Consider the following 21,315-nt stretch of genomic DNA (forward strand, 5'->3'; position numbering starts at 1 on the left):
CCGATGACTTTCCGTCTCCCGCCGCGGCGGACCAAGATCGGCGCCCCGGCGCTGGCCCTTCTGGGGCTCTTCGCCGCCGCCGGCCTCGCCGAGGCACAGGATGCGGCGGCTCCCGCGCCGGCTCCGGCGGCTCCGGCCGCCACTGCACCGGCTCCCGCGACTCCCGCCGCGCCGGCGATCGATCCGAAGACCGTGATCGCGACGGTGGACGGCCAGGCGATCACCGAGGGTGACCTCGCCCTCGCCGAGCAGGATCTCGCCGACGAACTGGGCCGCGTCCAGCCCGACCAGCGCCGCAAGGCGATCCTCGACGTGCTGATCGACCTCAAGCTGATGGCGAAGGCCGCGACCGCCGCCAATCTCGACCAGTCGGACGCCTTCAAGGCCCGGGTCGAGCTGCTGCGCGAGCGCGCGCTGCGCAACGAGTTCTTCCGCGTCGAGATCGACGGCAAGGCGACCGACGAGGCCGTCAAGAAGCGCTACGACGAGGAAATCGGCAAGGTCGCCCCGCAGGAGGAGATCCAGGCGAGCCACATCCTCGTCGAGACCGAGGCCGAGGCCAACGACATCATCAAGCAGCTTGAGGGCGGCGCCGACTTCGCCACGCTCGCCAAGGAGAAGTCGAAGGATCCCGGCTCTGCCAAGATGGGCGGCCAGCTCGGCTATTTCGCCAAGGGCCAGATGGTGCCCGAGTTCGAGGCCGCGGCCTTCGCGCTCGAGCCCGGCAAGTACACCACGACGCCGGTCAAGACGAAGTTCGGCTATCACGTGATCAAGGTCACCGACAAGCGCCAGCAGCCGCTGCCGACGCTGGACCAGGTCAAGGATCAGGTCCGCCAGATGGTGCTGCGGGACATGTATGTCAGCGCCATCGCGCAGCTGCGGAAGGACAACCAGGTCGAGATCGTCGATCCGACGCTGAAGGACGCCGCGGCGCCGGCTCCGGCCAAGTAGAGCCCGCAGCTCCGACGGTGGAGCGCCGCTCCGCCGTCACATCACTGCAAGAGGCCGGGTGCATCACCACCCGGCCTTTGTCACGCCGCCGCGAGGCGGCCCGTCCCGCATGGATCCATCGCATGTCCACCGCCGTCTCGCCGCTTGCCGTCCCGTTCCCCGACATGCCGCCGATCGCCGGCGTCGCCTTTGCGACCGCCGCCGCCGGCATCAAGTACAGTGACCGACGCGACGTGTTCCTGGCGCTGTTCCAGCCGGGAACGACGGTGGCCGGCGTGTTCACGCGTTCGAAATGCCCCTCGGCTCCGGTCGACTGGTGCCGCGCGGCGCTGGCCGGCGGATCGGCGCGGGCGCTCGTCGTCAATTCCGGCAATGCCAACGCCTTCACCGGCCGCAAGGGCCGCGCCACCACCGAGGCTCAGGCGGCACTTGCCTCGGCCGCAGCCGGCTGCCGCCCCAACGAGGTGTTCATCGCCTCGACCGGCGTGATCGGCGAGCCGCTCGATCCGGCGAAGTTCGCAGCCGTGCTGCCCGATGCGGCGAGCCGCGTCGCCGAGGGCCCGTGGATCGACGCCGCCCGCGCGATCATGACGACCGACACCTTCCCGAAGGGCGCTACCCGCACGGTGACGATCGGCGGCGTCCCCGTGACGATCAACGGCATCGCCAAGGGCGCCGGCATGATCGCGCCGGACATGGCGACCATGCTGTCCTTCGTCGCAACCGACGCTGCCATCGCCGCGCCGGCGCTGCAGGCGCTGCTGTCGCAGGGCGTGCAGCACTCGTTCAACGCCGTCACGGTCGACAGCGACACCTCGACCTCCGACACGTTGCTGTTGTTCGCCACGGGGAGGGCGGCCGGCGCGCCCGCGATCACCGATCCGACCGATCCGCGGCTCGAGGCCTTCCGCGTGGCGCTCGACGAGGTACTGACCGATCTCGCCATTCAGGTCGCCCGCGACGGCGAGGGCGCGCGGAAGCTGCTCGAGGTGCATGTCACCGGCGCGGCCAGCGACGAGTCGGCGAAGCGCGTCGCGTTGTCGATTGCCAATTCGCCGCTGGTCAAGACCGCCGCCGCCGGCGAGGACGCCAACTGGGGCCGCGTCGTCATGGCCGTAGGCAAGGCCGGCGAACCGGCCGATCGCGACCGCCTGTCGATCTATTTCGGCGACATCCGCGTCGCCCATGAAGGCGAGCGCGATCCCGCTTATTCGGAGGCTCTCGCCTCGGCCTACATGAAGAACGACGTCATCGTCATTCGCGCCGATCTCGCACTCGGCAACGGCAAGGCCCGGGTCTGGACCTGCGACCTCACCAAGGAGTATGTCGCCATCAATGGCGATTACCGGAGCTGACATGACCGCACAGAGCGGGCTGCCCTCGACGCTCGCGATCGAGGCGGCCTGCCTCACGGCATGGCCGGCGATTGCCGTCGTGCATGACGGCGGCTGGATCTGGCGCTTCGCGCAGGGCTACAGCAAGCGCTCGAACTCGTTCCAGAGCCTCGACGACCGCGATGCGGCCAACGCCGTCGACCGGATCGCGCTGCTCTCGGCGCTGTCGCGTCGCCATGGCATCGAGCCGTGTTTCCGCGTCACGCCGCTCGCAGCGCCGGCGGTGGTCGAGACGCTGGACGCGCTCAAGTGGACCGCCTTCGACGAGAGCCGCGTGCTCGCGATGCGGCTCGGCCCGTCCGAAATGCCTGCGGGCGACATCCGACTGCTCAATCCGGGCGATCCGCGCTGGTATCGCGCCCAGGCCGGTCTTGCCGGCTATGACGGGCGCACGGTCGAGACGCTCAGGACCCTCCTGTCGCTGATCGCGGTCGAGACGAAGGGCATCGTCGTGCATGGCCGCGACGGCACGCCGGCCGCTGCGGCGCTCGCGGTCAACGCCAACGGTATCGCCGTCTTCCTCAATGTCGTCACGGATCGCGCGAGGCGGCGGCAGGGCTTCGGCCGGCTCGCCATGCGGGCGGCGCTCGCCTGGTCGGCCGAACGCGGTGCCCGCTTCGCCGCCATCCAGGTGATGGCCGACAATGCGCCGGCCGGCAGCCTCTATGAAGGCCTCGGCCTAGCCGAGCAGTATCGCTACCACTATCGCCGCCCGCCCGGCTCCCCCTGACCCTCGAGGCTTTCCCTTGTCCCGCCTGCTGCTCGTCGTCGCCTGCGCTCTGGTCGATCCCGACAATCGCATCCTGATCGCGCAGCGGCCGGAGGGAAAGTCGCTCGCCGGCCTGTGGGAATTCCCGGGCGGCAAGGTGGACGCAGGGGAATCGCCCGAAGCGGCGCTGATCCGCGAGCTTCGCGAGGAACTCGGCGTCGAGACCAAGGAGGCCTGCCTCGCGCCGCTGACCTTCGCCAGCCATGCCTATGAGGACTTCCACCTCCTGATGCCGCTCTATGTCTGTCGGCGCTGGCAGGGTGTGCCCCAGAGCCGCGAAGGGCAGGGGCTGAAATGGGTGCGTGCCAAGGCGCTCCGCGATTATCCGATGCCGCCGGCCGACCTGCCGCTGATCGCGCCGCTGATCGACCTTCTCTGAAATGAAAACGGCCGGGACGATGCCCGGCCGTTTTCATTGTGTCTGGTGAGGAGCGCGGACGCTCCGCCGATCATTCTTCGGACGGCACGATGGCCAGAGTCGGCTCCGCGTCGTCGGCGCGGCGCGCGCGGGTGCGCGTCGTGCGCCGGCGGCGGGGACGGAACTCCTCGTCACCCTCGGCCGCGCCTTCGCCCGCCGCTTCGGCGGGCGCGGGAGCAGGCGCCGCAGCCTCGGCCGCCATCGGCTCGGGAGCCGGAGCGGGAGCCGGCGTATAGACGACCTCGGGCTCGCGCGCGGGCTGAACGTCCTGAGCTGGGCTCTGCTGCGGCTGTGCGTCCGGCGTCTGGGCGGGCTGCAGCTGAGAGTCCTGCGGCTGCGCATCCTGCGACGACGCAGGCACCAGCGGTTCGCCGGTCACGAAGCGCGGCAGCGACGACCGATCGGGGCGCTCGCCACGCTCACCGCGTTCGCGGCGACCTTCGCGGTTCTGCCGGAACGGACGATCGCCGCGCGCCTCGTTACGCTCGCCTTCGGGGCGGCCTTCCGGACGCTGGTCGCGGTTCTCGGTGCGTTCGCGATTGTCGTTCCGATCGCGGTTTTCCTGGCGCTCGCGATTCTCGGGACGCTCGCGGTTCTCCTGGCGGTCCCGGTTCTCCTGACGGTCCCGGCCTTCGTAGCGCTCGCGGTTTTCGCCGCGCTCACGGTTCTCGCCGCGGAAATCCTGACGGTCGTTCCGCTCGCGCTGGCCGTTCTGGTAGCCGTTGCCGTTCCCGTTGACATAGGGCTGCTCGCTCTGCCCGTAGGCGGGCTGAGCCTCGCCTTCCTGGCCGCGATCATGCTGGCCGAAGCGGTCGCTGAAGCGATCGTCCTCCTCGTAGATGCCGTCGTCTTCCTGCTCGCGGATGCTCGGCACGCCCGGCTGCGGGTTCTGCGCCTGCTGGGCGGCGGCGATCAGGCGGAAATAGTGCTCGGCATGCTGGAGATAGCTTTCGGCCATCACGCGGTCGCCGGACGACTGTGCGTCGCGGGCGAGGGTCACGTATTTCTCGGCGATGTGAAGAGCGGTGCCACGGATCTTCACGTCCGGGCCGTTGCTCTCGTAGGAGCGGGTGAGCGGGTTGGGGCCCTTGCGGTTTCGTCCGCGCATCCGCTTGTTGTTATTGTTGTTCTGCTGTCCAGGTCGCATGAGTTTTCTCTTCCGTGACCCTCGAAGGTCAAATCACGTCCAGAACCGGCCCTGCCGGTCGGCAAACCCGTCGACTGGGTCGTCGCGGACACAGGCCGCGGCGCCGGAATCGGCGATCGGTGTAACGCCACGCTCGCGATCAAACCATCGGAGGGGCCGTCAACGCGGTTCCTCGGCGTGCCGGGTCAACCGGTCAACGCGCATCAGGCAAAATCGTCAGGTCGTGCCGCGCCGAGCAGAGATGATTCCGTGACAACCAGATCTGGGTCCAACCCCGTGCGGACCCTCAGGCCATCTGGCGGCCCCCGCCGCGCAGCTCCCGGTCACGACTCACGCCGATGCTTCGGGAAGCGCATCATATCCATCTGCGGCGGGTCGGAAACTAGCCGTTCCGCTCTGATTTTCCAAGCGGAGATTTTGCGGCGGCTTCACGGTGAAACAGCGGCTCCGCGGCGAAGTTCGACCACCCGGTCATGGCCGGCGAGATCGCGATGGACGCAAGCCACCAAACCGTGTCGCCCCGCCAGCGCCGTGACGGCGTCCGCCTGCGCCGAGCCGATCTCGAGAAACGCCCGTCCGCCTGCCGCCATGACGCGCAGCAATTGCGGGATGATCGCCCGGTAGGCGTCGAGGCCGTCCGCGCCGCCGTCGAGTGCCAGGCGAGGGTCGTGATCCCGCACCTCGGCGGCAAGCCCGGCGATGACCTCACTCTCTATATAGGGAGGGTTGGTGACGACGACATCGGCCATGCCTGCGCAATCGGCATAGGAGCCGACCACGAAGAGCAGCCGCGCGCCCAGCCCGAGCCGCGCCGCATTGTCGCGGGCGGCCGTTGCCGCGCCTGGCGAGAGGTCGATGCCGAGCCCGGTCGCGCGGGGAAGTTCTGAGGCGAGTGCCGCAAGGAGCGCGCCGCTGCCGGTGCCGATATCGACGAGGCGGAGCGGGCGCGAGCGGCCACCGCTTTCGTCGACGAAGGCGAGCGCAGCCTCGACTACGGTTTCCGAATCGGGCCGCGGCACCAGCGTGTCGGCATTGAGCGAGAAACTGAGGCCCCAGAACTCGCGGCTGCCGACGATTCGGGCGACGGGCTCGCCCGCGACGCGGCGCGCGAGCATCGCCTCGATGGCCACCGCCTCGTCGCCGGTAATCGCCCGGTCTTCGCTGAGGGGCAGCGCGTTCGGCGCGAGACCGACGGCGGTAGCGACGAGGATGCGCGCATCGAGCGCCGGCGTGTCGATCTCCGCTTCGGCAAGGCGCTTCGCTGCCGCGCGGCGCACCGTGCCGAGCGTCGCAGCGTCCTGCGTCATCGGTCGAGCGCCGCCAGCAGCGCCGCCTGGTTTTCGGTGATCAGCGGCTCGATTACATCGTCGAGCGCCTCGCCCGCGACGATCTGGTCGAGCCGGTAGAGCGTCAGGTTGATGCGGTGATCAGTCACCCGCCCCTGCGGGAAGTTATAGGTGCGGATGCGTTCGGACCGGTCGCCCGAACCGACCTGGCCGCGTCGGTCGGCAGCGCGCTCGCTGTCGAGCCGAGCCCGCTCGTCCTCATAGAGGCGCGAACGCAGGATCTGCATCGCCTGCGCGCGGTTCTGATGCTGCGAGCGGCCTGCGACGACGATCACAGTTCCGGTCGGCACATGGGTGATGCGCACCGCGGTGTCGGTCGTGTTGGCATGCTGGCCGCCTGCCGAGGAGGCGCGGGTCGTATCGATGCGGACATCCTCGGGGCGGATGTCGAGATCGACTTCTTCCGCCTCGGGAAGAACGGCGACGGTGGCGGCCGATGTGTGGATGCGCCCGCTCGCCTCGGTCGCCGGCACGCGCTGCACGCGGTGGACGCCCGACTCGAATTTCAGCCGCGCAAACACGCCGCGGCCGCTGATCTCGGCGATGATTTCCTTGTAGCCGCCGGCCTCGCCCTCGCTTTCGGAGAGAACCTGCACCTTCCATCCATGCAGCGCCGCATAGCGCTGATACATGCGGAAGAGATCGCCGGCGAAGAGAGCCGCCTCGTCGCCGCCGGTGCCGGCGCGGATTTCGAGGATGGCGCTCTTCTCGTCGGCGGCATCCTTGGGAAGGAGCTGGACACGCACGGTCTGGACAAGGCGCTCGATCTCGGCGTCGAGCCGCGGCCGTTCCTCCGCGGCGAGCGCCGCCATCTCGGGATCGCCCTCCAGCTCGTCCAGCGCGTCGCGCTCGGCGCTGGCGCCCTTGAGGCGGGCGACGCTCGCGACGATCTCGGCCAGTTCCGCGCGCTCCTTGGAAAGGCGCACGAGTTCTTCGCCGTCGCTGGTGGCGGCGAGCTTCTGATCGATGATCTCGGCCCGCGTCACGAGCTGATCGATCTTGTCCCAGGGAAGTCCGGCAGGAAGCATGAGATTTATATCGGAACGCCTTCGGCCTCGGCAAAGGCGCGCAGCGCCCCGGCGACGTCGTCCGGCCCGCTGCCGGCGAGGATGGGCTCGAGCATCGCCTTGAGCCGGCCGAGATCGAGGGCGAGCAGCATCGCCTTCACCGGGCCGATGGAGGCGGCGGACATCGAGAGCGAACGGAAACCGATCCCGACAAGGGCGAGCGCGGCGAGCGGGCGGCCGGCAATCTCGCCGCACAGCGTCGCCGGTTTGCCGGTCGCATCGGCTGCCTCGATGATCGTCTTCAGCGCGCGCAGGAAATGGCGCGAGATCGGATCGAAGCGACTTGCCACCTGCGTGTTGCCGCGATCGCTCGCGGTCAGATACTGCAGGAGATCGTTGGACCCGACGGAAACGAAATCGACCCGCTCCATCAGTGCGTCGAGCTGGAAGAGCAGCGCCGGAACCTCGACCATCGAGCCGAGCAGAATCCGGCTCGGCAGCGAATGGCCATGGCGGCGGGCATGCTCGATCTCGAGGTCGAACAGCGCCCGCGCCCTGTCGATCTCGGACACCTCGGTGACCATCGGCAGCATGACGCGCAGTTCGCGACCCGCGCCGGCGCGCAGCAACGCGCGAAGCTGCATGCGCAGCAGCCCCGGACGATCGAGGCCGAGGCGGATCGCCCGCCAGCCGAGCGCCGGATTCTCCTCCGGCGTATTGCGCATGTAGGGAAGGACCTTGTCGCCGCCGATATCGAGGGTCCGGAACGTCACGGGCCGATCGCCGCTCGCTTCCAGCACCGAAGCATAGAGCTGTGTCTGCGCCGTCATCCGCGGCATGGTCGAGGCGACCATGAACTGGAGTTCGGTGCGGAAGAGGCCGATGCCTTCGGCGCCGGCCTCGGAGAGATGCGGCAGATCGACGAGCAGGCCGGCATTCATGTTAAGCGCGATACGCGTGCCGTCCCGCGTCACCGCCGGCTTGTTGCGCAGGAGGCGGTACTGCGCCTGCCGCTTGGCGCGGAAGCGGACCTTCTCGCCATAGGACACCTCGACATCGGCCGGCGGCCGGATATGCGCCTCGCCCGTATCGCCGTCGAGGATGATCGCGTCGCCGTTCTCGACCAGCGAGACGGCGTTGGTGGCGCGGCCAATGGTGGCGATCCCGAGCGCCCGGGCGACGATGGTGACGTGGCTGGTCGGGCCGCCCTCTTCGAGCACGAGGCCCCGCAACCGGTCGCGGTCGTAGTCCAGCAGTTCGGCAGCGCCCATGTTGCGCGCGACGATGATGCTGTCCTTCGGCATGCCCTCCCGGTCGAAGCCCTGGCCCTTGCCCATCAGCTCGCGCAGCAGGCGGTTGGCGAGATCGTCGAAATCGTGCAGCCGTTCGCGCAGATAGGGGTCGGTCTGGCGCAGGAGGCGGGCGCGGGTGTCGCTCTGCACCTTCTCCACTGCCGCCTCGGCCGAAAGGCCGTTCTGGATTGCCTCGTCCATGCGACGGGCCCAGCCGCGGTCATAGGCGAACATGCGGTAGGCCTCGAGGATCTCGCGATGCTCGCCGGCCAGCGCGATATCATCGCGCGAGAGCATGTCGTCGACCGACAGGCGGAGATGCGCGATCGCCTCCTCGAGGCGCAGTCGCTCCTTTTCCGCATCCTCGGCGATGAGGGCGGTGACCACGACGCGCGGCTCGTGCAGCACGACATGGCCGAGGGCGATGCCTTCCGACATTGCGCTGCCCTTGATGGAGATCGGCCGCTTCACGTCGAGCGAGGTGCCGGGGCGGGCGAGCCCCTCGAGCTCGCCGACCGCGATCATCTCCGCCAGGACCATGGCCGTTGTCTGAAGCGCCTCGACCTCCTCGTCGAAATAGGTGCGGTGAGCGCGATTCTGGACGGTCAGCACGCCGAGAGTGCGCCCGGCCCTGAGGATCGGGACGCCAAGAAAGGCGTTGTAGATCTCCTCGCCCGTCTCCGGCAGATAGGCGAAGGCGGGGTGGCTCTGGGCATTCGGAAGGTTGAGCGGCCGCGCGTCGGCCGCGATCAGGCCGACGAGGCCCTGGCCGACCTTGAGGCCGGCATGGTGCACGGCCTCGCGCTTGAGGCCCTCGGTGGCATAAAGTTCGAGGACGTCGTCGGCCCGCAGCACATAGACGGAGCAGACTTCGGCGACCATGTTGGACGCGATCTGCGCCACGATCTTGTCGAGCCGGTCTTGCGCGCTGATCGGCTCCGCCATGATCTCGCGCAGGCGGCGGAGCAGGACGCGCGGCCCGGCGAGAGACCCCCGCATCGTCCGCCTTCCCTCAAGAACATCCGGCAGCCCCGGATCGTGCCGGGGCGGCGACTCACTGTCGGTCCAATACCACTCCAGCGTCCACTCGTGACACGAGATCGCGCCGAAATATACTCTTCTTTAGGGCTTGGCCGACGCCGTCCTCAGGCCGCGTCGAGACCATAGAGCGAATGGAGCGTGCGCACGGCCAGCTCCGTATAGGCCGAATCGATCAGGATGGAGATCTTGATCTCCGAGGTCGTGATCGCGCGGATATTGATGCCCTTGCCGGCCAGCGCGCGGAAGGCCGAGGCGGCGACACCCGCATGGCTGCGCATGCCGATGCCGATCACCGAGACCTTCACGAGATCGCCCGAGCCCTGGATGCTGGCATAGCCGATCGATTCGCGCGCCGCCTCCAGCACCTTCTTGGCGCGGTCGAAATCGGCAGTCGGAACCGTAAAGGTCATGTCCGTGGTCGTGCCGTCCTCGGAGACGTTCTGCACGATCATGTCGACATTGATGTTGGCCTCGGCGAGCGGCACGAACACGGCGGCCGCGACGCCCGGCTTGTCGGCGACCTCGCGCAGCGAGATCTGGGCCTCGTCCTTGGAATAGGCGATGCCGGTGACGACCTGCTTCTCCACGATCTCGTCCTCGTCGCAAATGAGCGTGCCGGGTGGATTGCTGGCATCGGCGAGCCGCGGATCGGCGGGATCGTCGAAGCTGGAGCGGACGAAGGTGCGCACGCCATGCACCATCGCGAGCTCCACCGAGCGGACCTGCAACACCTTGGCCCCGAGCGAGGCCATCTCCAGCATCTCCTCGTGGGAGACGCGGTCGAGGCGGCGGGCCTTGGGCACGATGCGCGGGTCAGTCGTATAGACGCCGTCGACATCGGTGTAGATGTCGCAGCGCACGGCGCCGATCGCCGCGGCGATGGCGACGGCGCTGGTGTCGGAACCACCGCGCCCGAGCGTCGCGATGCGGTTGTCGGGCGCGAGTCCCTGGAAGCCGGCGATCACGGCCACCTGGCCCTGCGCCATGCGCTCGACGAGCCGCGAGCCGTCGATCTCCATGATGCGGGCGGCGCCATGCGCGCCATCGGTCAGGATCGGGATCTGCCAGCCCTGCCAGGATCGGGCATTGACGCCGATCTCCTGCAGGCAGATCGCCAGGAGACCCGAGGTGACCTGCTCGCCCGAAGCGACGACGGTGTCGTATTCGCGGGCGTCGTGCATCGGCGCGGCCGCGCGCGTCCAGGCGACGAGCTCGTTTGTCTTGCCCGACATCGCGGAGACGACCACGGCCACCTCGAAGCCGGCCTCGACCTCGCGTTTGACGTGCCGGGCCACATTGCGGATGCGATCGATATCGGCGACGGACGTTCCGCCGAATTTCATCACCAGCCGGGCCATCGGAAACCTTTGCGGGCAGGACCGCGCGCTGCGCGGGATATTGGGACGTGACCGGCCCCTGGCCGGACGGGCGCCTTCATAGCGACTTCGCCGGCTGACGGCAATCGCGGCCGCGTCGGCCGCGGTGCGTGCGCCATCGGGGGAGCGTGCCTTGACTTCACCGACGTCGCGCCCGACTGTCCCGGCACAGCCGGAGGCCTCGCCGTGACCGACCAGAAGACCACCGTAGACGATGCCGAGATCGCGCATTTTTCCGCGATCGCATCGGAATGGTGGGCGGCGGACGGCAAGTTCGCGCCGCTGCACCGCCTCAACCCGATCCGCATCGGCTTCATCCGCGACGAGGCGGCAGCCCGCTTCGGCCGTATGGCGACCGATCCGCGTCCGCTCGCCGGCCTGCGCCTTCTCGATATCGGCTGCGGCGGCGGGCTTCTCTCGGAGCCGATGGCCCGGCTCGGAGCCGATGTGGTCGGCGCTGACGCCTCGCCGGAGAGTATCGGCGTCGCGCGTGCCCATGCGGCCGCATCCGGGCTCGCCATCGACTACCGCGCCACGACCGCGGAGGCGCTGGCCGAGGCCGGCGAGACCTTCGACATCGTGCTCGCCATGGAGATCGTCGAGCATGTCGCCGATGTCGATCTCTTCGTCGCCGCCGTCGCCGGCATGGTGAGGCCGGGCGGCCTCATCGTCTTCTCGACGATCAACCGCACAGCGAAGGCGCTGATGCTCGCCATTGTCGGCGCGGAATATGTCCTGCGCTGGCTGCCGCGTGGCACGCATCACTACGAGAAGCTGGTCAAGCCACGGGAACTCGAGACCGCGCTGCTCGCGGCCGGCGTCACGGTCTCGGCGCGGTCGGGCGTCGTCTACGATCCGCTGCGCGACCGCTGGAAGACGTCGTCCGACCTGGACGTCAACTACATGCTGGCGGGAGCGCGGGACTGAGGCCTTCAGCGTCGCGGCCTGTGCGGCGTGACCAGTTCAGTGCCCCGAAAATGGCTGCCATGGCGGCCATGGTCCCGGCTGAGGAGCGGCATACCGGCAACGGGCGCATGCGCGCCGACGAAGCAGTCGGGCAAGACCCTCGTCCTGGATCCTCGCGTCCACCGATGGTTCAGTTGCCGTCCTCGGGCAGGGCAGGAAGCGGGTAGACCTCGATGCCTTCCTCGGCAAGCGCCTGGGCGTCGGCGATCGAGGCTTCGCCATAGATGCCGTGCGCCTCGACCTCGCCATAGTGGATTCGGCGCGCCTCCTCGGCGAAGCGCGGGCCGACATAGTCGGCATTCGCTTCGACCTCGGCGCGCACCTTCCGCAGCATCTCGGCCAGCATCTGCTGGCGCGGATCTGGCGCCGCGACGCGGACCGGCTGCTGCGCCTCCTTCGAGCGCGCGGTCGAGACCGCCGGCGCCATCAGCGCCTTCTCGACCTTGGCGGAGCCGCAGATCGTGCAAACGACGGCCCCCGCGCCATGCGCCTTGTCATAGGCAGCGGCGTCGCGGAACCAGCCGTCGAAGGAATGGCCGTTGTCGCAGAGGAGGTCGTAGCGGATCATGCGCCGAATATGGTGTCAGCCCGCGAAGGAGCCAACCTGCGGGATCTCGGGCAGTGCGAAATCGCGCTGATTGAGCAGTGCGGGAATGGCCTGGCGGGCCGAGAGCGAGAAGGCGGGGTCGATATCGGCGATGATCGTGCCCGGCGCGTCGCCCGCTTCGGCGAGGATCTTGCCCCAGGGATCGACGATCATGCTGTGACCGAAGGTATCGCGGCCGTCCTCGTGATGGCCGGCCTGTGCTGCCGCGACGATATAGGAGCCGGTCTCGATGGCGCGGGCGCGCAGCAGCACATGCCAGTGCGCCTCGCCCGTCTTCTTCGTGAAGGCTGCGGGGACCGCGATCACCGACGCGCCGGCCTTGGCGAGCGTCCGGTGCAGGACGGGGAAGCGGACGTCGTAGCAGATGGTGAGGCCGAGCTTGGCCTCCGGGAGATCGGCGAGCACGGCGGTGTCGCCGGCGCGATAAGTCGCCGATTCGCGGTAGCTCTCGCCGCCGGAAAGATCGACGTCGAACATGTGGATCTTGTCGTATCGTCCAACGATGGCGCCGTTCGGGGCGATCACGAAGGAGCGGTTGGCGATGTGCTCGTCGGGCAGGCGGATCGCCATCGAGCCGATATGGAGGTGGATGCCGAGCTCGCGCGCCAGCTCGCGAAAGCGCTGCAGCGAGGGGTCGATCTCCTCGGGCTGAATCTGCGCCAGGAGGTTGGCCTTGTCGCGGTCGAGAATGGTCGTCATCTCGGGCGTCAGCACATAGCTCGCCCCCGCACCGGCGGCGGCCCGGATCAGCTCTTCGGCCGCCGCGACATTGGCCTCGACCGAACGGCCGCTGTTCATCTGCACGCAGGCAGCTTTGAAGCTCGTCATGGGCCTCTCCATCGTTCTGTCAGAAATGGGCGCCGGCGGTCAGGACGCGAGAAGCGCGTCGAGCTTGCCTTCGCCGTCCAGCGCATAGAGATCATCGCAGCCGCCGACATGGGTGGCGCCGATGAAGATCTGCGGGAAGGTGTTGCGGCCGCTGGCGCGCTCCACCATCTCCTGCCTCAGGGCCGGGTTGCCGGTCGCGTCGATCTCGGTATAGGCGGCTTTTTTCGTGTCGAGCAGCCGCTTGGCGGCCACGCAATAGCCGCAGCCCTGGCGGGTGTAGATCGTCACATCGGCCATGGTCGTCGACCCCCGAACCGTTTGAATGCGGCGCAATATAGGGGTCAGGACACGCCTTCGACAACCCGGGCGAAGACGGCGACGTCCACCGAGGCGGCGCCGCCCCTGACGAGCGCGCGTGTCGCGGCCCGGACTGTCGAGCCGGTCGTATAGACGTCGTCCACCAGCAGGACCCGCTTTCCGGCGAGGGACGGGCGCGCGGCGGGCGGCACGCGGAAAGCGCCTTCGACATTGCGCGCCCGCTCGCCGGCCTTCAGGCCGACCTGCTGCCGCGTGGCGCGGATGCGGGCGAGAAGCTGCGGTTCAAAGGGCTTTCCGATCCGTGCCGCCAGCGCCGCGCCGAGCAGCGCCGACTGGTTGAAGCGGCGGCGCCAGAGCCGGCCGCGATGCAGCGGGATCGGAAGGACGAGGTCAACCTCGTCGGCGACCGGGCCGAGCGCCCGGGCCATCATCGCGCCGAGCGGTCGGGCGAGTTCGGTGCGATCGTGATATTTCAGCGCCTGGACCATCTCGCCGGCCTCGCGGCCATAGACGCAGACGGCGCGCAGACGGCCGAAGGGCGGCGGATGGGCGATCGCCTCGGCCGAAAGGGCGCCGGGGCCGATGTCGTAGCCGAAGGGAAGGGCGAGCCGCTCGCAATAGGGGCGCTCGATCCAGCGGATGGCGCTCCAGCATGCCGGGCAGAGCGCACCACTGTCGGCCATCGGACGGCCGCAGCAGAGGCAGCTTGGCGGCATCGCGAGATCGAGCAGCGCGCCGAGCCATCCCGCGGCCCGTCTCCGGAAGGCGGGGCGCGCGGACGCGCCGTCGTCGATGCCGAGGCTCTCCATGAGGGGAGGCTAGGGCGTTTCCCGGCATGACGGAAGCGCCTTTGACCGGACGGGCGGGCGCGCCCATATAGATGACATCATGAGGGGAAGGATCCGATGAGCGGCGCGCCCATCATCTTCGACAGCGGGCTTCTGGCGCTCCGTCGCGAGCGGTCGCGCAGGCTGGCCGTTACCGGGGCCGATTTCTTGCTGGCGCGGGCCGCGGACGATCTCGCCGACCGGCTCGCCACCGTCAATCGCCGCTTCGAGCGGGCCGCCGATCTCGGCACGCCCACAGCGCTGCTCGCCGAGCGGCTCTCCACGAGCCCGCAGATCGGGGCGATCCGCCATGTCGACTGGATCGCCGAAGACGGCGGCGAACGGCTGCCGATCGAGGCCGCATCGCTCGATCTCGCGGTCAGCGCGCTCGCCCTGCAATGGGTCAACGACCTGCCGGGCCTTCTCGCGCAAATCCGCCGCGCCCTCGCCGGTGACGGGCTGTTCCTGGCGCTGCTCGTCGGTGGGGAGACGCTGATGGAACTGCGGATCGCGCTGGCGGCGGCCGAGGCGGAAATCCGTGGCGGCACCGCGCCCCGCGTCGCGCCCTTCGCGGATATCCGCGATATCGGCGCATTGCTGCAGCGGGCCGGCTTCGCGCTGCCGGTGGTGGACACGGACCGGGTCACCGTCCGCTACGACACGATGTTCCATCTCGTGCGCGACCTCCGCGCCATGGGCGCCTCCAACATCCTCTCTGAGCGAGATCCGAGGCCGTTGACGCGCGCCATCGCCGGCCGAGCGGCTGCGATCTATGCCGAGCGATTTTCCGATGGCGACGGCCGGGTCCGCGCAACCTTCGATTTCCTGTCGCTGTCGGCCTGGGCACCGCATGAAAGCCAGCCGAAACCCCTGAAGCCGGGCTCGGCCACGGCCCGCCTCGAAGACGCCGTGACAGCGGCGCGAAGGGAGCGTTGACCGGCCACGAAAATCCCTCCCGGCCCCTCTTGGTGTTGCCATCATGTCACACCATATCGGGGCTACCGGCGGATTTTCGGATCGCCGGCGGCAGTCGGACCAAGGCCCGACGCCGAAACGATGTGAACGGTCGGTCGCGCTTCGCGAGGAGGCTGCCGGTACGGGTCAGGAGGGAAGCTTATGAATTTCGATAACTATTCCGAGCGCGCGAAGGGCTTCATTCAGTCCGCCCAGACGCTGGCGCTGACGCGCGGGCATCAGCAGTTCGCGCCCGAACATCTTTTGAAGGTGCTGCTCGACGACGAGGAGGGCCTCGCGGCCGGCCTCATCGACAAGGCCGGCGGTCGCTCGCGCGACGCCCTCGCCGGGGTCGAGCGGCTTCTCGCTGCGCTGCCCCAGGTCTCGGGCGGTGGCGCGGGGCAGCTCTATCTGGCCGCGCCGCTCGCCAAGGTCTTCGCCGAGGCCGAGCAACTCGCCAAGAAGGCCGGCGACAGCTTCGTGACCGTCGAGCGCCTCCTGATGGCGCTGGCGATGGAGAAGGACGCCAAGACCGCGCAGGTACTGAAGGACGCGGGCGTCACGCCTGTTGCGCTCAACCGGGCCGTCGAGGCGCTGCGCCAGGGCCGGACCGCGGATTCGGCCGGCGCCGAGGGCCAGTATGATGCGCTGAAGAAATATGCCCGCGACCTGACGCAGGTCGCGCGGGAGGGCAAGCTCGACCCGGTGATCGGACGCGACGACGAAATCCGCCGCACGATCCAGGTCCTGTCGCGCCGAACCAAGAACAATCCCGTGCTGATCGGCGAGCCCGGCGTCGGCAAGACCGCGATCGCGGAAGGCCTCGCGCTCAGGATCGTCAATGGCGACGTGCCGGAGAGCCTCCGGGACAAGCGCCTGCTCGCGCTCGACATGGGCGCGCTGATCGCCGGCGCCAAATATCGCGGCGAGTTCGAGGAGCGGCTGAAGGCCGTGCTCTCCGAGGTCACCTCGGCCAATGGCGGCATCATCCTGTTCATCGACGAGATGCACACGCTGGTCGGGGCCGGCAAGGCCGACGGCGCGATGGACGCCTCGAACCTCTTGAAGCCGGCCTTGGCGCGCGGCGAACTGCACTGCGTCGGCGCCACGACGCTCGACGAATACCGCAAGCATGTCGAGAAGGATCCGGCGCTCGCCCGTCGCTTCCAGCCGATTTTCGTCGGCGAGCCGACGGTCGAGGACACGATCTCGATCCTGCGCGGCATCAAGGAGAAATACGAGCAGCACCACAAGGTCCGCGTCACCGACTCGGCGCTGGTGGCGGCTGCGACACTGTCGAACCGCTACATCACCGACCGCTTCCTTCCCGACAAGGCGATCGACCTCGTCGATGAAGCCGCGGCACGGCTGCGCATGCAGGTCGATTCGAAGCCGGAGGAGGTCGACGAGCTCGACCGCCGCATCATCCAGCTGAAGATCGAGCGCGAGGCGCTGAAGAAGGAGACCGATCAGGCGTCCAAGGACCGTCTGGAGCGGCTCGAGCGCGAATTGACCGATCTCGAGGAGCGCTCGATCGAGCTGACGACCAAGTGGCAGGCCGAGAAGCAGAAGCTCGGACTCGCTGCCGACCTGAAGCGGCAGATCGACGAGGCCCAGAACGAGCTGGCGATCGCACAGCGTCGCGGCGAATACCAGAAGGCGGGCGAGATCGCCTATGGCACGCTTCCGAAGCTGAAGGAGCAGCTCGAGTCCGCCGAGGCCGAGAACGGCAAGGTTGGCATGGTCGAGGAAGCGGTGACGCCGGAGCATGTGGCGCAGATCGTCGCCCGGTGGACCGGGGTTCCTGTCGACAAGATGCTGGAGGGCGAGCGCGAGAAGCTGCTCCGGATGGAAGACGAACTGGCGCAACGCGTCGTCGGCCAGGCCGAGGCGGTGCATGCCGTCTCGACCGCGGTCCGCCGTGCCCGCGCCGGGTTGCAGGATCCGAACCGGCCGATCGGCTCGTTCATGTTCCTGGGCCCCACCGGCGTCGGCAAGACCGAGCTGACCAAGGCGCTGGCGTCGTTCCTTTTCGACGACGAGAGCGCGATGGTGCGCATCGACATGTCGGAATTCATGGAGAAGCACTCCGTGGCCCGGCTGATCGGCGCTCCTCCCGGTTATGTCGGCTATGAGGAAGGCGGCTCTCTGACCGAGGCGGTTCGGCGTCGGCCCTACCAGATCGTTCTCTTCGACGAGATCGAGAAGGCGCATCCGGACGTGTTCAACGTTCTCCTGCAGGTGCTCGACGACGGGCGGCTGACGGACGGACAGGGTCGCACCGTCGACTTCAAGAACACGCTGATCGTGATGACGTCCAACCTCGGCGCTGAATATCTCGCCAACCTTCGGGACGACGAGGACGTCGACGCGGTGCGCGAGCAGGTGATGGGAGTCGTGCGCGGACATTTCCGCCCCGAATTCCTGAACCGGCTCGACGACATCATTCTCTTCCATCGCCTGAAACGGTCGGAGATGGGCAGGATCGTCGAGATCCAGCTGAAGCGGCTGCAGGCGTTGCTCGGCGACCGCAAGATCACGCTCGAGCTCGACGAGACGGCCCGCGCCTGGCTCGCCGAGAAGGGCTACGACCCGACCTATGGCGCGCGGCCGCTGAAGCGGGTGATCCAGCGCTATGTTCAGGATCCGCTCGCCGATCGGATCCTCGCCGGCGAGATCGCCGACGGCTCGACCGTCAAGATCACGGCAGGGACCGACAAGCTCCTGTTCCTGCCGCGCGGCGGCGAGACGGCGAAGGCCGCGTGAGCGGTCTCCCGCACCCATGACAACCGAGGCCGGCGTCCGAAAGGGCGCCGGCCTTTTTTTCATGCCGACCGTCGCGCCCGTGACTCCCCGGCCGGTGCCGTCCGGCCTATCCTCACCCTCTTTCGGAAAGGACGCCGCATTGATCGTCGAACTCGCTGCGATGCTGATGACCGTCTCGGCCGCGCCGCAGGCGGCGCCGACCATGCCTTCGACAAAGGCCGGCTGCGGGATCGCGGCCTGCGCGTCGTCGTCGCTTGAGGGGCGCTGGACTTTCGCCGCGCGCGGCTCCCGCTGGACGGTCGATGTCGCTGCCGACGGTCATATCCATGCCGAGGGCGAGCGCAGCATCACCATCGGCCGCGACGTCGCGACCTATCGCTCGACGCTCGACGGCACGCTGACCGAGGAGGGCGTGACGCTCTCGATCGTATCGGACAATTTCTCGGCGCCGAATTTCGTCGCCGGGCCGCCGACGATCTGCACAGGCACGGCCATCGGGATGGAGCGCTATCGCGGCACATGCGCCAGCGAGAGGAACCGCATGGAGTTCATGTTCAACCGCGGCGAGTGAGGAGCCGCAACGATCGGTCGGTGGCGGCGCCGATCAGTTGGTGGCGGCCTCGCCATTGGCCGAGGCGAGCTTCGATCCGGCCGGCGTGCCGAGCAGCGTGTCGATGCGCGCCTTCTCGGCGTCGAACTGCGCCAGCATCTCGCCCTGCAGCACGCGCCCGCGCGGCAGACGCACGCGCAGAGGATCGACCGGCTTGTCGTTGATGCGCACCTCGTAATGGAGATGCGGCCCGGTCGAGAGGCCGGTGGACCCGACATAGCCGATGATCTGGCCCTGCCGCACCTTCACGCCCGGGCGGATGCCGCGCGCGATCGACGACTGGTGACCATAGGCCGTCTCGTAGCCGTTGGTGTGGCGGATCAGCGTGAAATTGCCGTAGCCGGACGCCCAGCCCGCCTTCTCGACCACGCCGTTGCCCGCTGCCATGATCGGCGTGCCACGCGGCGCGGCCCAGTCGACGCCCGGATGCAAGCGGACATAGCCGAGGATCGGATGGCGGCGATAGCCGAAGGGCGAGCGCACGATGCCGACATTCATCGGCTTGCGCACCAGGAACTTCTTGGCGCTGCGGCCCTCGTCGTCGAAATAGTCGACAATGCCGTCGTCGGGCGAACGGAAGCGGTAATAGCGCTTCGTCGTGCCGTCGATTGTGATGGCGACGTAGAGGATCTCGTCGTCGCTATCGCTCGCGCCGGCCTCGGGCAGCGAATGGAACACCTCCAGGCTGTCGCCCGGCGATATGCGCGACTGGAAGTCGACGTCGTAGGAGAGGATGCGTACCAGCTCGGTGATCAGCGGCTCGGGGATCTGCTGCTCGCGCGCCGTCTCGTAGAGCGAGGAATAGAGCGTCGGCATCGGGCCGCTGCCATCCGTCTCGTCCGGCTGGTCGGCGGTCTCGAACTCGTCGGTCGAGCTTTCCGGCTCGTCGGCGCGCACGAAGCTGTCGTCGTCGCGCCGCGCGATCGTCGCCTGATGCACGCCCTGGTCATAGAGCGACAGGCGGAGGATCTTGACCGCCTCGCCCTCATGCGAGACCAGCACCCTGAGCTTCTCGCCCGATTTCAGCTCCGCCAGATCGACGAGTTGGCCGAGCGCGGCTGCCGCCGCATCGGCATCCTGCTTGTCGAGCCCGTTGCCGACGAGAAAGGACTGCAGGTCGTCCTTCTTGTCGATGCTGATGATTCGCTCTTCCGTCTCGTTGACAGGCGCCGACTTGGCGACGAAGGAGACGTTCTCGGGCACGATCTTCACGCCGAGCGCGGCGAAGGGGTCGGGTCCGGTGTCGCCGAAGCTGAAGCGCTCCGGATCGACATAGGGCATCGCGGCGAGCGCTGCCGGCGCAGCCGGGGCGAGGCTGCGGGCCGCTTCCTCGGCCTCGGCGACGCCGAGCGTCTCCTCGTCCTTGGCGAGCGGCATGTCGAGCGGCATCGGCGTCACCTTGACGGACACCTCGCCCTCGACATTGGCGCCATAGATCTGTTCCGGGCCGGTCGGCTCCGGGGGCACTGCGTCGGCCGCCGCGGCATCGATGTCGTCGCCGCTGCCGAGCGCGCCGTCGGCGGCATCCACCGGAACGCCGTCCTCGCCGTCGCCCGATGCACCCTCGTCGCTGACGACACCGAGCTTGTCTCCGCTCGGCGCCGCCGCGGGTGGCGGCGGACCGGGATCGGCATCGGCCGCGGCGAGCTTCATCGGATCGAAACGCGGCGCGTCGGCGGAAAGATCGGTGATCGCGGTCGCGAGTGTCGTCGTGATGCGCGCGAAGGGCTTCATCTTGATGAGGTCGCGATCGCCCTGGCGGGTGACCGTCGAGACCTGGATGACCTGCCGGTCGGACACGGGCTCGCGCGCCGGGCGGATGCGGTCGCCCTTCTGGCTGCCGCCGAGGCTGTCGGCGCTTTCGGTCTTGGCCGATCGCCCGATCTCGGGCGCCACGGCCAGTTGGTGCCGTCCGTCGAGCGCGGCCATCAGCGCGCCGCCCATCAGGATGGTGGAGGTAAGGCCGGTCAGGATGGCGCCGGTGAGCCAGCGGATCGAAACGGCATGGCGCTGAGGCGCGCCCTTGCGCGGGTCGACGGTCAGCGCCGGCTCCTGGCCGAGGTCGATCCCGGTTCCGCGCTCCGTCCCTGCCGCTGCGTCGCGCACCAGACCCTTCACCGCTCCGACTGTCTCCCAGATGTCGCGCCGGCGGGCCGCTTGGCGGCCGCTTCGGCAGTTCTCAGACGACGCCCCCGCGCGAGGTAGCGAAACTTGCCGCTTCGATCCGGCCAAGTCAACGCGCCCTCGGGGAGCGCACCACCCGAACAACGCGCCGATCCGCGCCGCGACATGGCCTCGATGTGGCTTGCGGGAGCTGTCGTCCCGGGAGGAGCGACAACCACGCAGCGTCCTGCCTCGCCCCTCTTCGTGTCATCAATATGGCCCAACGCGCGAACGGGCTCGGAGATATCCGGCCGAAGGGAAGAGGGAAGAGGGAAGAGGGAAGAGGGAAGAGGGAAGAGGGAAGAGGGAAGAGGGAAGAGGGAAGAGGGAAGAGGGAAGAGGGAAGAGGGAAGACTCCCAGCGCGTGTACCCGGCTCAGACCCGCGGCGACGGGATCTTCCAATGCAGCCAAGACGGGCGTGCCCCCGATTCAGGGCCAAGCGAAGCGGGTTCGCTGAGCCGGCTCCATTCAGGCGGACTCGCGCCCCCTTGAATGATGCGAGGCGCGGAACCATCTGTGGATAGCGCCGAA

General features: G+C 68.6%; 18 protein-coding genes. 8 read left to right on the top strand and 10 right to left on the bottom strand.

Features of this window, described 5'->3' with window-relative positions; all coding sequences use genetic code 11:
• The first annotated feature begins 3 nt into the window (after positions 1-3).
• The 4 genes from QO015_RS15225 to mutT all read left to right on the top strand — a co-directional run bounded on the left by QO015_RS15225 (position 4) and on the right by mutT (position 3,496).
• Positions 4-954 carry a peptidylprolyl isomerase gene (locus QO015_RS15225; RefSeq protein WP_266278409.1) on the top strand — a complete coding sequence of 317 codons (951 nt, stop codon included), beginning with the start codon at positions 4-6 and terminating at the stop codon, positions 952-954.
• A gap of 122 nt (positions 955-1,076) precedes the next feature.
• Positions 1,077-2,309 (top strand): bifunctional glutamate N-acetyltransferase/amino-acid acetyltransferase ArgJ, encoded by a 1,233-nt coding sequence (gene argJ, locus QO015_RS15230; RefSeq protein ID WP_266278407.1) that lies wholly within the window; start codon positions 1,077-1,079, stop codon positions 2,307-2,309.
• Between the two features lies 1 nt (position 2,310).
• Complete coding sequence (locus QO015_RS15235; protein ID WP_266278405.1) at positions 2,311-3,078, top strand: GNAT family N-acetyltransferase; 768 nt, start codon at positions 2,311-2,313, stop codon at positions 3,076-3,078.
• Between the two features lie 16 nt (positions 3,079-3,094).
• Complete coding sequence (gene mutT, locus QO015_RS15240) at positions 3,095-3,496, top strand: 8-oxo-dGTP diphosphatase MutT (RefSeq protein WP_266278403.1); 402 nt, start codon at positions 3,095-3,097, stop codon at positions 3,494-3,496.
• Between the two features lie 70 nt (positions 3,497-3,566).
• Here mutT and QO015_RS15245 read toward each other — a convergent pair whose 3' ends face one another.
• The 5 genes from QO015_RS15245 to QO015_RS15265 form a co-directional block, all read right to left on the bottom strand.
• Positions 3,567-4,682 (bottom strand): DUF4167 domain-containing protein, encoded by a 1,116-nt coding sequence (locus QO015_RS15245; RefSeq protein ID WP_266278401.1) that lies wholly within the window; start codon positions 4,680-4,682, stop codon positions 3,567-3,569.
• A 428-nt stretch (positions 4,683-5,110) separates the two neighbouring features.
• Complete coding sequence (gene prmC, locus QO015_RS15250) at positions 5,111-5,989, bottom strand: peptide chain release factor N(5)-glutamine methyltransferase (RefSeq protein WP_266278399.1); 879 nt, start codon at positions 5,987-5,989, stop codon at positions 5,111-5,113.
• Complete coding sequence (prfA, locus tag QO015_RS15255) at positions 5,986-7,056, bottom strand: peptide chain release factor 1 (protein ID WP_266278397.1); 1,071 nt, start codon at positions 7,054-7,056, stop codon at positions 5,986-5,988. The genes prmC and prfA overlap by 4 nt, the downstream gene beginning before the upstream one ends.
• 5 nt (positions 7,057-7,061) lie before the next feature.
• Positions 7,062-9,326, bottom strand: coding sequence for a phosphoenolpyruvate--protein phosphotransferase (gene ptsP / locus QO015_RS15260; protein ID WP_266278395.1), 2,265 nt, complete (start codon positions 9,324-9,326; stop codon positions 7,062-7,064).
• A 146-nt stretch (positions 9,327-9,472) separates the two neighbouring features.
• Entirely contained in the window at positions 9,473-10,726 is a 1,254-nt protein-coding gene (locus QO015_RS15265) for an aspartate kinase (RefSeq protein ID WP_266278393.1), read from the bottom strand.
• A gap of 204 nt (positions 10,727-10,930) precedes the next feature.
• On the opposite strand from QO015_RS15265, the gene ubiG reads away from it, so the two are divergent.
• Positions 10,931-11,671 carry a bifunctional 2-polyprenyl-6-hydroxyphenol methylase/3-demethylubiquinol 3-O-methyltransferase UbiG gene (gene ubiG / locus QO015_RS15270; protein WP_266278391.1) on the top strand — a complete coding sequence of 247 codons (741 nt, stop codon included), beginning with the start codon at positions 10,931-10,933 and terminating at the stop codon, positions 11,669-11,671.
• A gap of 169 nt (positions 11,672-11,840) precedes the next feature.
• On the opposite strand, the gene QO015_RS15275 is transcribed toward ubiG, so the two are convergent.
• Genes QO015_RS15275 through QO015_RS15290 form a run of 4 tightly spaced genes read right to left on the bottom strand, consistent with a single transcriptional unit; the run spans position 11,841 to position 14,272 of the window.
• Entirely contained in the window at positions 11,841-12,278 is a 438-nt protein-coding gene (locus tag QO015_RS15275; RefSeq protein WP_266278390.1) for a DUF1178 family protein, read from the bottom strand.
• A gap of 15 nt (positions 12,279-12,293) precedes the next feature.
• Positions 12,294-13,145, bottom strand: a complete 852-nt coding sequence (locus QO015_RS15280; RefSeq protein ID WP_266278388.1) for a carbon-nitrogen hydrolase family protein — start codon at positions 13,143-13,145, stop codon at positions 12,294-12,296.
• A 39-nt stretch (positions 13,146-13,184) separates the two neighbouring features.
• The gene (gene grxC, locus QO015_RS15285) at positions 13,185-13,442 is read right to left on the bottom strand and encodes a glutaredoxin 3 (protein ID WP_266278386.1); all 258 of its coding nucleotides are present in this window, start codon (positions 13,440-13,442) and stop codon (positions 13,185-13,187) included.
• A gap of 44 nt (positions 13,443-13,486) precedes the next feature.
• On the bottom strand, positions 13,487-14,272 hold the full coding sequence (locus tag QO015_RS15290; protein WP_370877424.1) for a ComF family protein: 786 nt from the start codon (positions 14,270-14,272) through the stop codon (positions 13,487-13,489).
• Positions 14,273-14,368: 96 nt separating this feature from the next.
• On the opposite strand from QO015_RS15290, the gene QO015_RS15295 reads away from it, so the two are divergent.
• The 3 genes from QO015_RS15295 to QO015_RS15305 all read left to right on the top strand — a co-directional run bounded on the left by QO015_RS15295 (position 14,369) and on the right by QO015_RS15305 (position 18,581).
• Positions 14,369-15,226 (top strand): methyltransferase domain-containing protein, encoded by an 858-nt coding sequence (locus tag QO015_RS15295; protein ID WP_266278384.1) that lies wholly within the window; start codon positions 14,369-14,371, stop codon positions 15,224-15,226.
• 180 nt (positions 15,227-15,406) lie between these two features.
• A complete protein-coding gene (gene clpB, locus QO015_RS15300; RefSeq protein ID WP_266278382.1) occupies positions 15,407-18,010 on the top strand; it encodes an ATP-dependent chaperone ClpB in 2,604 nt (867 codons plus the stop codon).
• A gap of 139 nt (positions 18,011-18,149) precedes the next feature.
• A complete protein-coding gene (locus QO015_RS15305; RefSeq protein WP_266278380.1) occupies positions 18,150-18,581 on the top strand; it encodes a hypothetical protein in 432 nt (143 codons plus the stop codon).
• 33 nt (positions 18,582-18,614) lie between these two features.
• Here QO015_RS15305 and QO015_RS15310 read toward each other — a convergent pair whose 3' ends face one another.
• A complete protein-coding gene (locus QO015_RS15310) occupies positions 18,615-20,726 on the bottom strand; it encodes a M23 family metallopeptidase (protein WP_266278378.1) in 2,112 nt (703 codons plus the stop codon).
• Positions 20,727-21,315: the final 589 nt, after the last annotated feature.

The organism is Kaistia geumhonensis, from assembly GCF_030815145.1.
In the GTDB taxonomy this organism is placed as follows: domain Bacteria; phylum Pseudomonadota; class Alphaproteobacteria; order Rhizobiales; family Kaistiaceae; genus Kaistia; species Kaistia geumhonensis.

Excerpts from the sequence above, each read along its gene's own strand:
- QO015_RS15225 (WP_266278409.1), top strand. The coding sequence starts at position 4 with ATGACTTTCCGTCTCCCGCCGCGGCGGACCAAGATCGGCGCCCCGGCG.
- argJ (WP_266278407.1), top strand. The coding sequence starts at position 1,077 with ATGTCCACCGCCGTCTCGCCGCTTGCCGTCCCGTTCCCCGACATGCCG.
- QO015_RS15235 (WP_266278405.1), top strand. The coding sequence starts at position 2,311 with ATGACCGCACAGAGCGGGCTGCCCTCGACGCTCGCGATCGAGGCGGCC.
- QO015_RS15245 (WP_266278401.1), bottom strand. The coding sequence starts at position 4,682 with ATGCGACCTGGACAGCAGAACAACAATAACAACAAGCGGATGCGCGGA.
- prmC (WP_266278399.1), bottom strand. The coding sequence starts at position 5,989 with ATGACGCAGGACGCTGCGACGCTCGGCACGGTGCGCCGCGCGGCAGCG.
- prfA (WP_266278397.1), bottom strand. The coding sequence starts at position 7,056 with ATGCTTCCTGCCGGACTTCCCTGGGACAAGATCGATCAGCTCGTGACG.
- ptsP (WP_266278395.1), bottom strand. The coding sequence starts at position 9,326 with ATGCGGGGGTCTCTCGCCGGGCCGCGCGTCCTGCTCCGCCGCCTGCGC.
- QO015_RS15265 (WP_266278393.1), bottom strand. The coding sequence starts at position 10,726 with ATGGCCCGGCTGGTGATGAAATTCGGCGGAACGTCCGTCGCCGATATC.
- QO015_RS15275 (WP_266278390.1), bottom strand. The coding sequence starts at position 12,278 with ATGATCCGCTACGACCTCCTCTGCGACAACGGCCATTCCTTCGACGGC.
- QO015_RS15280 (WP_266278388.1), bottom strand. The coding sequence starts at position 13,145 with ATGACGAGCTTCAAAGCTGCCTGCGTGCAGATGAACAGCGGCCGTTCG.
- grxC (WP_266278386.1), bottom strand. The coding sequence starts at position 13,442 with ATGGCCGATGTGACGATCTACACCCGCCAGGGCTGCGGCTATTGCGTG.
- QO015_RS15290 (WP_370877424.1), bottom strand. The coding sequence starts at position 14,272 with ATGGAGAGCCTCGGCATCGACGACGGCGCGTCCGCGCGCCCCGCCTTC.
- QO015_RS15295 (WP_266278384.1), top strand. The coding sequence starts at position 14,369 with ATGAGCGGCGCGCCCATCATCTTCGACAGCGGGCTTCTGGCGCTCCGT.
- clpB (WP_266278382.1), top strand. The coding sequence starts at position 15,407 with ATGAATTTCGATAACTATTCCGAGCGCGCGAAGGGCTTCATTCAGTCC.